The sequence below is a fragment of the Pseudomonas iranensis genome, from assembly GCF_014268585.2.
GTDB classification, from domain to species: Bacteria; Pseudomonadota; Gammaproteobacteria; order Pseudomonadales; family Pseudomonadaceae; genus Aquipseudomonas; species Aquipseudomonas iranensis.
In genome coordinates, this window is sequence record NZ_CP077092.1 from 2,762,001 (window position 1) to 2,777,724 (window position 15,724).

Here is a 15,724-nt window from a genome sequence, read left to right on the forward strand (position 1 = left end):
TTCATACCGCCACTCCTTTGCCCGGTGCGCGCAGCCGCGCCAATGCCGCGTCGCGGTGGTCGTCAATGACGATACGCCCGTTGTCGAGGACGATGATCCGCTCGACCAGTTGCAACACACTGACCCGATGCGTGGCGACCACCAGCGTTCGGCCCTGGGTCCAGGTCGCGAGTTTTTCCAGCAGCAGCCGCTCGGTGACGTCATCGAGCGCGGCCGTCGGTTCGTCGAGCAACAGCACTTGCGGCTGACGGATCAACAAGCGCGACAGCAACAGGCTCTGACGCTGACCGCCGGACAGGCCCAAGCCACCTTCAAGCACTAAGTGATCCATGCCTTTGGGCAGCTGCCGAACAAAGTCCAGCGCACCGGTGACGGTCAGCGCGGCGATGATTTCCTGATCGCTGGCCTGACCGGCGCCGAGGGTGATGTTGTCGCGCAAGGTGCCGTGAAACAGTCGCGCCTGTTGCGACAGCAGGCCGACATCGCGGCGCAGGTCGGCCGGATCCAGATGCGCCAGGGCGATGCCGTCCAGAGTGGTTTCACCGCTGCTCAGATCCATCGCGCCGCCCAGCGCTTGCAGCAGCGTCGACTTGCCAGCGCCGTTGCGGCCGAGCAGGGCGATGCGCTCGCCGGGGCGAATGCTCAGATCAATGTTGTTGAGCGCCGGCGTCGATTCCTCGCTGTAGCGAAAACTGGCCTGACGCAGGCGGTAGTCGCCACGAATCGCCGGCAGGTGCACGCGCTGACTGCCTTCGGGATGATCCACCGGCATCTGCATGATCCGGTTCAAGCCTTCGAGCGCAACCTTGGCCTGCTGCCATCGGGTGAGCACGTGGGTCAGTTGCGCCATCGGCCCCATCATCCGCGACGACAGAATCGACGCCGCGACCAGACTGCCGGTGGTCAGGTCGCCGGCAATCACCATCGGCGCGCCGAACACGATGACCACCGCAAAGACCCCGCCCTGCACGTTCTGCGTCCACGCCACCAGGCTGTTGGTCAAGGTGCGCAGGCGCAGGCTGCTGTCCGCCGAGGCGGCGTTGTACTGGTTCCACTGTTGTTGAAAACGCTGCTCGGCCTGCAATGCCTTGATGTCGTCGAGGCCCTGAATGCTTTCTACCAGCATGGCGTTGCGCAGCGCCGCTTCACGCATCGAGGCATTGGCCAGTCGCGCCAGACGCGGTTGCGCGATGATCCCGGGCAGCAACATGAACACCAGCGCCACCAGTGGAATCAGCACCAGTGGCCCGCCGATCAAATAAAACACCAGCAGGAACAGCAGGAAAAACGGCATGTCCGCCAGTGCCGTGGCGGTGCTGGAGGTGATCAGGTCGCGGATCTGCTCCAGTTCGCGCAACTGCGATATGAACGAACCGGTGGATTTCGGCCGCGCGGAATTGCGCAGGCGCAAGGCGTGGCCAAAGACCAGATCGGAGACGCGCAAGTCGGCGCGCTTGCCCAGCACATCGGTGATGCGCAGACGCAGAATGCGCATGACGAAATCGAACAGCAGCGCCAGCATCACCCCGCCGAACAACACGTACAGTGTCGGCAGCGACTCGGCCGGAATCACCCGGTCGTACACCTGCATGGAAAACAGCACCCCGGCCATGCCCAACAGATTCGCGACCAGTGAGGCGATCATCACTTGGCTGTAAGGCCGCAGATCGGTGAGGACGATGCGCCGGAACCAGTGCTCATCGTAGGGCTTGATGTAATCGTTGGTGCGCACGTCCGCCACCGGTTGCGTCGGACGCAGAATCACGGTGCGCAATGCCTGCTCGGCGAGCGCGCCAGCCTCCATGCGACTCTGCAAACCTTGATCGCCACTGAAGCAGATGCCCAGCTCGCCGGTTTCGCCGATGCTTTCGAGCACGCCGACCTGGCCATCACGCAGTTGCATCACCAGCGGCGTGCGCCAGCGGCTCAGGCTCTTGTTGTCGAATACCGCGAATTTCACGCTCAAACCGGCCTGACGCGCCATGTGCCGAACCACTTCTTCGACGCGGCCTTCGCTGTGCACCGAGGCCAGACGCACGCTTTCCGGCGAGACGTCGAGTCGGTAGTGGCGGGCGACCTTGAGCACGGCTTCCAGCCATGGCGAATAATCTTCGCGAGCTTCGGCAGCAGCGGGTTCGGGAACAGTGATGCTGGCATCGGTCATGGCAGGATCTCGACACTCTGGATGGCGCTGTGGTCGATGCCGAAGACCCGGCGAATCGCACCGCTGTTGTAGAAGCAGTCGATCTGCAGGCGTTGCAGATCAGCCTGGGTGTTGACCAGATCGAACCGTGACTGATGGATTTCCTGCTCGGCGTTGAGCAGGTCGAGCAGCGGCCGCGTGCCCAGTTCCAGGTACTGGCGGCCATACAACATGCGTGCCTCGGTGATGCTGGTCTGGCGAAATTCCAGCGAGCGCAGCCGCCGGTTCAGGCCCGAAGTTTGCGCCTGGGCTTCGGCCAGACCCTGGCGCGCTTGCAGACGGGCGAAGTCTTCGGCCGAATCCGCTGCGGTCAGCGCATGCCCGGCGGCGCGGCTGCGCGCACTGATCGCACCGCCCTGATAGATCGGCACTTCGAGATTGAGAAAGATCCCGACCTGAGTGCGATCGGCGCGCGAGTTCTGATCGTCGTAATGATCGTCCAGGTATTGGTTGACCGACGGTTGCAGCGACAGGGTCGGGTAGGCCTCGGCTTTGGCCTGGGCCAGTTCGGCCTGGGCCTGAGTGCGTTGCGCGGCGGCCTGGAGGACGGCGGGCAGGGTGTCGGAGATCTGCGAGGCGTCGCAGGCCTGGGTTAGCGTAGGCGCGGCGGCGTCGCTGACCGCCGGCGGCGTGCGCCGTCCGAGCAGACTGGTCAGGGTCGCTTGCCAGCGTGCGTATTGCGCTTTGAATTCCTGCAATGTGGCCGTCGCGCCTTCGGCCCGGGACTGCGCCTGAACCATATCGGAGCGGGTGCTGGCGCCCATGTCGCTGCGTTGTTTGGCCAGGTCGACGATGCCGCCGATGCCCTGGATCTGCTCACGCGCAACCTCCAGCAGACGCTGATAACGCTGCACTTCGATGTAGGCCCTGGCGGTGTCGCGGGCGATGTCGTCGATCGCCAGCAGAATCCCCGCCTGACTGCGCGCCACCCGGGCGCGGGCGGCGTCGACCGAACTGGAAACCTTGCCGAAGTCATACAGCATCTGCTTGAGGGAAATGTTCACCGACTGGCTGCCGGCATCGCTGCCGTAACCGCTGGTGTAGCCACCCTTGATGCCACCGGTGACCTGCGGGTAATAACCGGACTCGGCGACGTTGACCCCTTCGCCTTGCTGGAACAGGGTGCCGATGGCTTCGCCGATGCGTGGGTGCCAGTCCACGGCCAGCCTGACCGCTTGTTCCAGCCCCAAAGTATCTGCGTTGGCGGCCGTTTTTGAAGCAGGGGCAGGGCGCTGACGGCTTTCATTGCCTGCCGGTTGTTGCAGTTGCGACGGGCTGATGCTGCGCAAGCTGCTGTCGAGATTGTCGTCGGCGCGAACGCCGACGGTGAAAGCGGGGTAGAGGCCGATGGTCAACAGGACCACCGGCCATTTCTGGCGAAAAACTGACTCCACAGACTTCCCTTACTGTTGAGAGACCAACGTTCGATGTCTTGTTTCAAACCACTTGAATGCCGTTCTGTACCCACAAGTGGTGGCTCGGATCCTCCTGTGCCGTGTATTGAACATAGTCGATGCCGTCGGCCTGTTGCGTACCATCGGCGACCCAGCCATCGATCATGTGCACGCTGTCCCTGTCGTCACCCTTGATCAGCAGGGTGTTGTTGTCCGAAGAGGTAATCGCCAGCAGATCGCTGAGATTCAGTGTCAGCGCAACCGCACTCGAGTGATTGAGGTCAAGGATTTCGACGTTGTGGATCTTGCTCTGCAGATCGCCGAGGTTGATCGACACATCACCACCGGCCCAGAGCAGGGTGTCGGTGCCGCTGCCGCCGTCCACCGAGGTGAATTGCTGATCGGCGATGATCAGCGTGTCGTCGCCACCGCCACCTTGCAGGGTCACGGCGCCACCGTGCGAGCCGTCGAGGGTGTCGTTGCCCTCGGTGCCCTGGATCAGGTCACTGCCAGTGGCATGGGCGAGACCGAGGTCATCGCTGGCAAGTGCCGAGAAAGCGGTGCTGGCGAATGCGCCGGCCTTGTTCAGGTCGATGGTCAGCGTCGCGGTATCCACGGTGCCGTTGGGGTGGGTGAGTTGATAGGTGAAGGTGTCTTCCTGGCCGATCACCGCATCGGTCAGCCCGGCCTTGAGCGTGTAGGTGTAGTTGCCGTTGGCCTGGACCACCAGGGTGCCGTAGTTACCGACCAGCGAGACGCCGTTGTAACCCGGCGCGACGTAACTCCCAGCGACCAGCACGCTGAGCAAGGTATAGACCGAGCCCAACACATCGGCGCCGCCGCCAGCGGTGTCGGTGAGCAGATTGCCCGATACCGGCGTGTAGCTGCCGACCACGAACTGATTGTTGTAGGTCGCGACGTTGATCAGGCTGGTGTTGACGCTGGTCAGCAGGCCGAGGCCGCCCACTGCCACCCGCACCTGATAACTGCCGGCGGTCTGGTCGTCGAACTTGATCCCGTAGTTGCCGCCGCCGAGATTGACCAGCGCGTTGCCGCCGTAACTCTTGACCAGCACGTACTGGTTGGTGGCGGTGTTGAGCTTGTACAGGCCCACCGTCATCGAACCGAGCAGCGCCAACAGGTTGCTCGAATTGACCACCACGGTCAGGTCACTGACGGTATCGGCCGCGACCACCGTGTTGTAGTTACCGCTGCCGCCGCCCAGCAGCACATTGAACGTGCCAAGGGCAGAGTTGGTGGTGACTTCGCGGTTGATCAGGGTGACGTCAGTCGAGGCGATGTCCGCTGTGGCATCCACCACCAGCGCCGGGCTGCCGAGGTTGGCGTCATTCCACACTTCGCTGGCTTGCGGGCTGTCGATGCGCACATACAGATTGGCGGTGTCGCTCAAGCCGTTCGGGTGCACCAGTTGGTAGTTGAACACGTCGACCTTGCCGACGCTGCCAACACTGCCGTTCGGTTTGTAGCTGTAGTTGCCATTGGCGTCGATGGTCAGCGTGCCGTACAGGCCTTGCACCGTGGTGCCGGCCCCGGCGCTGACCCAGGCGCCGTTCTTGAATATCTGCAACTGCGCGCCGTTGTCCGGGCCGGTCTGATCGGCCGTGCCATCGACACCGACGTTGGTGATCACGTTGCCGGTCACCGCTGGCCCGGCAATGCCGTTGAACTGGGTCAGGCTGCTGACATCCAGTTGCAGCTGGGTATTGACCGTGGTCAGCACGCCGATACCGGTGCTCGAAACCGTCAGTCGATAATCGCCTGACAGCAGGTTACCGATGTCGACCCGTACGCCTTGGCCGGCGAGCGCGATCAGGTCAAGCCGGCCGCCGCTGCCGTTGACATCCAGAGTCACCCAGTTACCGCTGGCATCCTTGACTTGCAGGGTATAGACCACGCCATCGATCAGCGAAATCAGGCTGCTGGTGGTCAGCGTCAGGGTCGGATCAAGACGCGTGCCGCCGGCGACGGTGAAGGTGAAGGTTTTCGAGAATCCGGCCAGTAGCGTGGTAAACGAGTCGTTGAAGGTCTGCGACGCGGTGACCGGAGCCAGGGTGACGGTGCCGACGGCGAGGTTATCACTGGCGACCACGGGCGCGTTGACGTCGACATCCGGCGCAATGACGTTGGCGGCCACCGAAACGTTGCCGCGTGCGTCGCTGAGGTTGACGGTGAGGTTTTCGCCGTTGATCTGCGCACTGCTCAGGGTGACGGTAAACACGCCGAGGTTGTTGACCGTGGCGGTGCCGAGAACGGCGCCGCTGGCCGACTTGATGGTCACGGTTGCGCCGGCTTCGCCGGTACCGGTGACAGTCAGGCCATCGGCACCGACCAGCAGCGCCGTGGCCGCCGCTGGAGGCGTCAGGTCTGGCGCCGTCGCGGTCGCCGCAGCCGATACGTTGCCACTCGGATCGGCCTGGGTGACGCTGAGCAATTGGCTATTGATCTGCGCCGAGGCCAGTGTCACCGAGAAGCTGCCGTTGGCGGCGACGGTCGCGGTGCCGAGCACCACACCACCGACGCCTCGCACGCTGATGGTCGAGCCGGGCACGCCGACGCCAGTGAGCACGGTGCCGCTGCCATTGACGCTGACGCCAGTCGGCGCGCCGGGTGCGGTAATGTCCGGCGCTGTCAGGCTGGCATTGGGCGACAGATTGCCGGCCGGGTCGACCAGACGCACGGTCAACAGCTGCCCGTCGAGTTGCGCGGTGTTCAGGTTGAAGCTGAACGTGCCGCCACTGCCCACGGTAGTAGTGCCAATCAGCGCGCCGCCCGGGCCGTAGACGTTGACCGTCGCACCGGCTTCACCCGTACCGCTCAACGTCAGACCGTTGGCAGCGAGCGTCAGACCGCTGGCCGCGATCGGCGCCTGCACGTCAGGGGCCGTCAGATTGAAGACCTGCGACAGATTGCCCGTCGGGTCGGCCTGTTGGACGTTGAGCTGTTGGCCGTTCAGTTGCGCGCTGGACAGTTGTACGGTGAAGGTGCCGCCAGCATTGACCACCGCGGTGCCGAGAACGGTACCGGCTGCGTTGGTCACGCTGACGGTCGCGCCGGCTTCACCCGTGCCGCTGACGGCCAGGCCGGTGCCGTTCAGGCTGACATTGCTCAGCGGCGCTGGCGCGGTGGTATCGGCGACGCTGAGGTTGGTAACCGGCGAAACGTTGCCCGCCGCATCGCTCTGCGTGACGCTCAGTTGCTGGCCGTTGAGTTGCGCCGATGACAAGGTCACCGAGAACGAGCCATTGCCCGCCACCGTCGCCGTGCCCAGCACCGTGCCACCCGTACCGCGCACGGTGACGATGGCGCCGGCTTCACCGAGCCCGCCGAGCACCAGACCGGCGCCGCTGAGGACCAGCGCCGTCGGAGCGGCCGGGGGAGTGATATCGGGCGCCGTTACGTTAAGCCCGGATGAGGTGTTATTGGACGCATCGGTCTGTGTCGCATTGAGCACCTGACCGTTGACCTGCGGCGTATTGAGCTGCGCGCTGAAGGTGCCATTGGCGCCAACCGTCGCATTGCCCAACACCACGCCGCCAGCGCCGGTGATAGTCACCGAGGCGCCGACTTCGCCGCGACCGGTGACCAGTGTGCCGCTGGCATTGACCGCCAGATCGCTGAGTGGCGCCGGCGCCGAAGTGTCGCCTGCGGTGATTTCAGTCGGCAGCGAGGCGCCACCCAACGCAGTGTTGGCGGTGACTTCGAGGCTTTGGCCGTTGATTTGCGCAGGCGTCAGCAACACGCTGAACGTGCCATCCGGGCCAGTGACGCCGGTGCCGATCAGGCTGTTGTCCGGCGCGTAGACATTGATGGTGGTGCCGATCGCCGCCGTGCCGGTCAGCGTCACGCCGTCGGCTGTCAGCACAAGATTGTCCGGCGCAGCCGGGGCTGGCACTGCCGGAACAGTCAGGTCGGCGTCTGCGGACACGTTAGTCGCAACGTCTGTTTGATTCACTGTCAGCACCTGGCCGGCAGTGATGCCCGGATCCAGATCGATCAGGAATGTGCCGTTGGCCGCGACCGTGCCGGTGCCGACAACATTTCCCAGCGCATCGGTCACCTCGACACTGGCACCGGCTTCGCCACGACCGGCGAGCTGGCTCAGATCGCCGCTGATGGTCAGACCGGTGACGGCATCCGGAGCCGTGGTATCTGCCGCCGGGTAGAGCAGCACTGGCGATGCGTTTTGCGCCTCGTCCGTCGCGATCACTGACAACAACTGACCATTGGCCTGAGCCGGATTCAGCGTGACGGTGTAGGTGCCGTCGCCCAATGCCACCGCTGTGCCGAGCACGGTGCCGGTGGCGGACAGCACAGTCACGGTGCTGCCGGCTTCGGCGGTCCCGGCGAGCAAGGTGCCGGCGCCGGTCAGCGATGTCACCGTTGGTGCGATAGGTGCAGTGCTGTCCGGCGCGTCGACCAGTACGGGCTCGGACTGGTTGTTTTGCGCGTCGGCTTGCACTACCGAGAGCGCGCGGCCATCCAGTTGCGCAGCCGACAACGTGACGCTGAAACTGCCGTCTGCCGCCACCGTCGCTGTGCCGAGCACCACCGCGCCGTCAAGCACGGTGACGGTTGTGCCGGGCTCGCCGGTACCGGTGACGGTCAAGCCGTCCTGGCTGACATTGAGGTCGGCCACTTCCAGTGGATCAGTGCTGTCGCCTGCTTGCAGAGGTGCTGTGGGTGAAATGTTTGAAGCCGGATCAGTCTGATTGACGCTCAACAACTCGCCATTCACCTGCGGCGGATTGAGGGTCACGCTGAACGAGCCATTGCCGGTCACGGTTGCCGAGCCCAGTACCGTGCCAGTCGCGCTGAGCACGCGCACCGTGGCACCGGCTTCACCAGTACCGGTCAATGTCACGCCGTCGGACGTAAGAGCGAGGCCTGTGGGCGCAGCGGGCAGGGTGATGTCCGGCGCAGTGACGGGCACGATTGGCGAAGGATTACCTGCGGCATCGCGCTGGATCACCGACAAGGCTTCACCGTTGAGCAGCGGCTGATCCAGTGTCACGCTGAAACTGCCATCGGCCGCGACGGTGCCGGTACCGACGATGGTGCCCACCGCGTTGGTGACGACTACCTGCGAGCCCGCCGCACCGGAACCGGTGATCAGGCTGCCGCTGGCGTCGATCTCGACATCGGTCAGTGCTGCAGGAGGCGTGCTGTCAGGCGCCGTCAGGGTGCCGGCAGGCGAGGCATTGCCGGCTGCATCCGCCAACACCACGAACAGCGCTTGGCCATTGGTTTGCACCGGGGTCACGGTGATCTGGAAACGGCCATCGCTGCCCACGGTGCCGGTGCCCAGCTCGGTGCCATCGGCCGACGTCACACGGACAGTGGCGCCGACTTCGCCGGTACCGGTGAGAAGACCGCCATCGGCATTCAGTTGCAGATCGGCCGGCGTCGCTGGCGGGGTCAGATCCGGGGCGGTGACCGTCACCGGGGCGCTGACGTTGCCGGGTGGATCGGCCTGCTGCACGCTGAGGATCTGTTCATTGATCTGCGGCGGATTGAGGGTGACGCTGAAGGTGCCGTCGCCGAGTACCACGCTGGTGCCGAGCAAAGTGCCGTTGGCATCGCGCACGGTGACGGTCGCGCCGGGTTCGCCAGTACCGATGACCAGCGCGCCGGACGAGTTGATATCGACGTTGTCCAGTGGATCAGGCGGGGTGAAGTCCGGTGTGGTCAGGTTCACTGCCGGCGAGTCGTTGCCCGCTGCGTCGGCCTGGACCACGGTGATCACTTCGGCGTTGGTCAACGCCGGGTTCAGTGGCAGGGTGAAGGTACCGGTCGCGCTGACCACGGCGGTGCCAAGCACGTTGCCGTCGCTGTCGATGACGCGCACCTGCGCGCCCGGTTCGCCGCGCCCGGTCAGGCTTGCGCCGTCGCCGCCGATGCTCAGTTGCGAAACGGCCGCTGGCGGTGTGCTGTCGACCGAAGTGAACGGCGTGGCTGCCGAGGTGTTGCCCGCCGCATCCGTCAGCGACACGGTCAGCGCCTGGCCATTGGCTTGCGGCGTGGTCAGGGTGATCGCAAACGTGCCGTCGATGCTCACGGTGCCGGTCCCGACCAGCGCTCCGGCGGCGTTGTACACGTTGACCGTGGTGCCAGCCTCACCGGTACCCGACAGCAAGGTGCCGTCAGTGCTTGCCACCAGCGCCGCCGGCGCATTGGGCGCGATCAGATCCGGGGCGATCAGATTGACGCTGTTGGATTCGTTGCCGGCGGCGTCGGCCTGGCTCAGGCTCAAGGTCTGACCCGAAGTCTGCGCCGGGCTGAGGTTGACGCTGAACGTGCCGTTGGCCGCCACCACGGCGCTGCCGAGAACCGCTCCGCCGGTGCCGAGCACGGTCACCGTGGCGCCGGCTTCACCGCGCCCGGTCAGGGCCGTGCCGTTCGGTGCCAGGCTCAGTTCGCTGAGCAGCGTTGGCGCGGCGATATCGGCAGCAGTGTAGTCGGTCGGTGACGAATTGATACCGGTGCTCGAGGTTGCCACGGCAGACAGCTGTTCGCCGTTGAGTTGCGCGGCGTTGAGGGTGACGCTGAAAGTGCCATTGGCCGCCACCAGCGCGCTGCCGAGTAACACGCCCGAGGCATTGCGAATGCTCACGGTGCTGCCGGCGGTGGCCGAGCCGGTCAGGGTCAGACCGTCGGCGCTGAGGGCCAGATTGGTCGGTGCACTTTCCGCCAGATTGCCCGGCGCAGTCACCGGCGCCGTCGGTCCGGTGTTGCCGGCAGCATCGATCTGCACCACGGAAAGATTCGATCCAGCCACCGCCGCCGGGGACAACGTGACGCTGAAATTGCCATTGCTGGCAACGGTCGCAGTACCCAGCAAAACACCGCCGGCATCGCGAACTTCCACGCTGGCGCCGACCTCGCCGATGCCGGTCAGGGTGGCACCATTGGCGCTCACCGCCAGATCGCTCGCTACCAACGGCGCCGTGCTATCGACCGCATTGACGATTGCCGGGGCCGACGGATTGCCTGCCGCATCGGTGGCCGTCACGTTCAGCGACTGGCCATTGGTTTGCGGGCTGTTGAGGGTAATCTGGAAAGTGCCGTTTGCGGCCGCCGTGGTGGTCCCGAGAAGATTGCCCTGGCTGTCGCGCACGGTCACGGTACTGCCGGCCTCGGCGCTACCGGCCAGTTGCACGCCGGCAGCATTGAGGGTCAACGCGCTTGGAATCGCCGGCGCGGTCAAATCCGCGGCGATGACTTCAACCGCCGTCGAAACGTTGCCCGGCGGATCTTCCTGAGTGACGGTCAGCACTTCGGCATTCAGTTGTGCTGCGTTCAGCGTGACAGTGAACGCGCCGCCACTGCCGACCTGCGCGGTGCCGAGCAAGGTGCCGTCGGCGCTGCGCACGGAAACGGTGGCGCCCGGTTCGCCATGACCAGTGACGGTGACGCCGTCGGCATTCACCGCGACTTGGGTCAGTGCCGCCGGTGGGCTGATGTCGGGTGCGGTGACGCTGGTCGATGGCGAGACGTTGCCGGCGGGGTCGGTCTGGCTGATCGCCAGCGCCTCACCATTGGTCGGCGCTGGCGCCAGGGTCACGCTGAACGAGCCGTCCGCGCCAACCACGGCGCTACCCAGCAGGGTGCCGCTGGCGGTGGTGACATTGACCGTCGCGCCAGCTTCACCCGTGCCGCTGAGGGTGCTGCCATCGGCGCTGATCAGTGGATTCTGCACGGCGGCCGGCGGGGTGCCGTCGATGGTGATCACGCCAGTGGAAGTCGAGGCGTTGCCATTGGCGTCGGTCAGGGTGACCTGCAGGGTTTCGCCGGTGTTCTGCGCATTGGGCAAGGTGACCTGGAAGTTGCCGCTCTGATCGACCACGCCGGTGGCCAGAACATTGCCGGCGGCATCGCGCACGGTCACGGTGCTGCCGGCTTCGCCCTGGCCTTTGACCACGGTGCCGACGTCATTGATCGAAACGCCAGTCGCTGCGGCGGGCGGTTGCAAATCGGTGGCGATGATGCCAGCGGGTTGCGAAAGGTTGCCGGCGGCGTCGCTCTGGATCGCGGTAAGCGCCTGGCCATTAAGTTGTGCCGGCGTCAGCGTCAGGCTGAACGTGCCGTTGCTGGCGGCCAGTGCAGTACCGAGCACGGTGCCCGTAGTGTCGGTAACAGTGACCGTCGCCCCGGCCTCTCCGCGTCCAGTGAGTGTCGTGCCGTTGGTATTCAGCGCCAGATTGGTCACAGCGTCCGGCGCCGTGCCATCGACCGCCGTCACCGTGCCCGGAATCGACACGTCACCGTCGGGACTGGTGGCCGTCACTTGGAGAACTTGCGCATTGATCTGTTTGCTACTGAGCAACAGGGTGAAGCGGCCGAAGCTGTTGATCAGACCTGAGCCGAGCACCGTGCCGCTGCTGCTGGTCACCGTCACGGTGCAACCGGACGTTCCGGCGCCCGTCAGGGTGAAACCATCGGCACTCAAGGCCAGATCGGTCGGGGTCGCGACCTGGCTACCGTCCAGTCCTGCCAGCGGCACGACGGGCGAATCATTACCGCCGCCATCCGTGCTGATGACTTCCAGATTGCCGCCAGGCTCGGCCGGTGGGCTGAGGGTCACGACAAAGCGGCCATCCGCATCGGCCGTCGCGGTGCCCAGCACAGCGCCACCGCCGGCAATACTGACGGTGACCGTGGTGCCCGGTTCGGCAAGGCCAGAGACCTGCGTGCCGGCCGGGTTGAGCGCGAGATCGCTGACCGCTGCCGGCGGGGTGCTGTCCGGCGCGGCAACTGTGCCTGGCAGCGAACTGTTGGCGCCGTCCGACACCACGACTTGCAAGGCTTCGCCATTGGTCTGAGCCGTGTCGAGGTTGACCGTGAAGGCGCCCGTGCCGTCAGCGGTCGCGGTGCCGATGACGTTGCCGTCGGCATCCAGCACCTGCACCGTGTTATTGGGTTGCGTGGTACCGGTGACGGTGGCACCCGCCGGATCGATGAGCAGACCGCTCGGTGCAGGTGGGGCGGTGATGTCCGGTGCGGTGACCGGCGTGGCCGGCGAGGGCAGGGCGCTCGCATCGGTCTGGATCACACTCAACACCTGACCGTCGAGCTGAGCCGGGCTCAGGTTGACGCTGAAACTGCCGTCGCTGGCGACCACCGTAGAGCCGAGCACCGTGCCGTCGGGCGCGCTGACGGTTACGGTGCTGCCCGCTTGCCCGGTGCCGGTCAAGGTCACGCCGTTACTGGCGAGCACGACATTGTCCGGCGCCAGCGGCGCGGTGGTGTCCGTCGCTGTCAATGGTGTGCTGGGGGAAACGTTCACGCCATCCGATTGGCTGACTTGCAGTTGCTGGCCTTCGATCTGTGGGCTGTTCAGCGGCACTGTAAAGGCGCCGGTGCCGCCGACGATCACGGTGCCCAGCGTATTGCCGGCCGAATCCTTGACCGTCACCGTGGCACCGGGTTCGCCGGTGCCACTCAGTTCAGTGCCGCCAGCATTCAGCGTCAGGTCCGAAGGAGCCGTTGGGGCCTGGATATCCGGCGCTTCAACTGGAACTGCCGGCGAGCCCGACGGCGAGCCATCGGTCTGCACGACGCTGAGGTTCTGGCCATTGGTTTGTGGCGAGGACAAGGTGACTTCGAACCGGCCGTTGCTGCCGACGACAGCTGTTCCCAGCACGGTCCCATTGGTGTCAGTGACAGTAACGGTCGCACCGATCTGACCCGCGCCGGAGACCACGGCGCCATTGGCGGAAATGCTTACATCGGTCACGGCAACCGGCGTGGTCAGATCGGGTGCGATCACGTTGATCGGCGCCGAAGGATTGCCGTCCGCGTCGGTCTGGATCACTTGCAGCTGTTGCGCATCGGTCTGTGGTGTGGAAAGTGGAACGGTAAAATTGCCGTCGGCACCCACCGTGCCGGTGCCGATGATGTTGCCGGCCGGATCGCGCACAGTGACTGACGCACCCAACTCACCCTTACCGGTGAGCGTCTGCCCCTGAGCGTCGAGCGCGAGATCGGAGACGGCCGTCGGCCCTTGGGTGTCAGGTGTGACGTAGCTCAGCGGCGCGGAGGTGTTGCCAGCGGCGTCGCTGGCACTGATCTGCAGTGTTTCGCCATTGTTCTGTGGACTGCTCAGTTGCACCGTGAACGTGCCGTCCGCAGCGACCACTGCCGAGCCGAGTATAGTGCCGTTGGCGTCGCGTACCGTGATCGTTGATCCGACCTGGCCGCGACCGTTCATCTGCAGGCCATCCACGCTCAGGGCAACGTCGCTCGGCTGGGTCATTCCGTCGAGATCAATGGCGATAACGGTCGCTGCTGGCGAAGGGTTGCCGGCGGCGTCGGTGACCAGCACGCTCAGCGCCTCACCATCGATTTGCGCGGCATTGAGTTGCACAGTGAACGAGCCATCGGCTGCGACTAAAGCCGTGCCGAGCAGTGTGCCTTGGGCATTGGTGACGCTGACTGTGCTGCCGGGTTCGCCACGGCCGGTGACCGAGAGGCCATCGCTGCTCACCGTCAGATCCGTAGCAGCGGCGGGGCCGGTGATGTCCGGCGCATTGAAGGTGATGGCCGGCGATTGCGCACCGGCGCTGTTGACTGCCACGACACTGAAGGTTTCACCGTTGGCCTGCGCACGAATCAGCGTCAGCAGGAAAGTACCGTCAGCGGCCACCGCCGCGCGCCCGAGCAATTCGCCGTTGGCGGCACGGACTTCGATCGTGGTGCCGGCCCGGGCGGTGCCGGTCAGTTGGCTGCCGTCGCTGCTCAAACCAAGATTGCCTGGCGTCGTCGGTTCGACAATCTCCGGCGCGCTGACCGTTGCGCCGGTCGAGGTGTTGCCTGCGGCATCGGTGGCATTCACTGTCAGCGGCTGACCGCCGGTTTGCGCGGGGCTGAGGACGACGCTGAAGGTGCCATCCGCCGCAACCAAGGCGCTGCCGAGCAGCGTGCCATCGGCGGCGCGCACCTGGATGGTCGAGCCGACTTCACCGGTGCCGCCGAGTTGCGTGCCATCTGCGCTCACAGCGAGGTTGCCAGGCGCGGTGGGCGCGGTGGTATCCGGCGCAGTGACCGTACCGGGTGTCGAAACGTTGCCCGCAGGGTCGGTGAGCGTGACGTCGAGCGGCTGGCCATTGTTCTGTGGCGTACCCAGGTCGACCTGGAAACTGCCGTCGGCGCCAACGGTTCCGGAACCCAAAAGGTTGCCGGCCGCATCGCGTACCTGAACGACACTGCCAGCTTCGCCAAAACCACTCAGCACCCTGCCATCGGCCGACAAGGTTAATCCGGTCGCGGGCGCAGGAGGCGTCGCGTCTCCGCCCCCACCACCACCACCGCCGCCGCCACCGCCACTTCCGCCGGCAGCGGCTGCCGCACCACCCGCGCCCAACAGGCCAAGCCCGGCAATCGCCCATGCCGGCGTCGCGCCATCCACCACACCGACGCCAGCGATCAGCTCGTCCAGCGAATTGATTTCGTCAAAGGTAAAGCCATTGAACGGCTCGGCGCTGTAGCGCGCCTGCCACAGCGTCGCGTCGTCACCCTGAAAGACAATGTCATTGGGCACGCCGTCAGGGCTGGTGACAAAGAAATTGGAGATTTTGATTTGCTCGCCAGACTTCAGATTGACGATCAAATCCTGACCGCTGCGACTGGTCGACGCCAATTGATCGGGCCGAACCGGCATTTGTACAACTGACGGCTGACTGAGCTGAACATTGCCCCAGTTCTGGGCAGTGAGCTGAGAATTGGCTTTGTCGGCAATGACGATGTTGTCCATTACTACTCCCTGTAAATGGGTGGGGCGGACGTCCACGGATGGTTTTAAAACCATAGATAGGGAGTGTCAGATGGGGCTGCCTGATTTTTGACGAGCGCATGGATGGGCCATTTGCCCACGTTTATCTCTCTGAAAACATGTTCTATTCAGGTCGTTACCGTTTGTCGGGACGTTGGATCCAAGCGGTTTTTCGGTGCAACAAAATGTGTCGTTTTCGACATTATCCAAAGGGACGCTGGAAAAGGTCCGGGCGGAATCGCCGAGGATGATGGCTAAGCGATATTGAATTTCTCAAAGCGCAGGCCACCCTCCGCAGTTGCCTGTCTGCGAAGGTATTAATCAATAAGCGTGGGAGGG

Annotated in this window: 3 protein-coding genes; all 3 read right to left on the reverse strand. The window is 64.8% G+C overall.

The window, feature by feature from the left end; all coding sequences use genetic code 11:
• Position 1 precedes the first annotated feature (1 nt).
• Genes HU724_RS12470 through HU724_RS12480 form a run of 3 tightly spaced genes read right to left on the reverse strand, consistent with a single transcriptional unit; the run spans position 2 to position 15,367 of the window.
• The gene (locus HU724_RS12470; protein WP_186569026.1) at positions 2-2,164 is read right to left on the reverse strand and encodes a type I secretion system permease/ATPase; all 2,163 of its coding nucleotides are present in this window, start codon (positions 2,162-2,164) and stop codon (positions 2-4) included.
• The gene (locus HU724_RS12475; RefSeq protein WP_186569027.1) at positions 2,161-3,597 is read right to left on the reverse strand and encodes a TolC family outer membrane protein; all 1,437 of its coding nucleotides are present in this window, start codon (positions 3,595-3,597) and stop codon (positions 2,161-2,163) included. The genes HU724_RS12470 and HU724_RS12475 overlap by 4 nt, the downstream gene beginning before the upstream one ends.
• Positions 3,598-3,640: 43 nt before the next feature.
• A complete protein-coding gene (locus tag HU724_RS12480) occupies positions 3,641-15,367 on the reverse strand; it encodes a BapA/Bap/LapF family large adhesin (protein ID WP_186569028.1) in 11,727 nt (3,908 codons plus the stop codon).
• Positions 15,368-15,724: the final 357 nt, after the last annotated feature.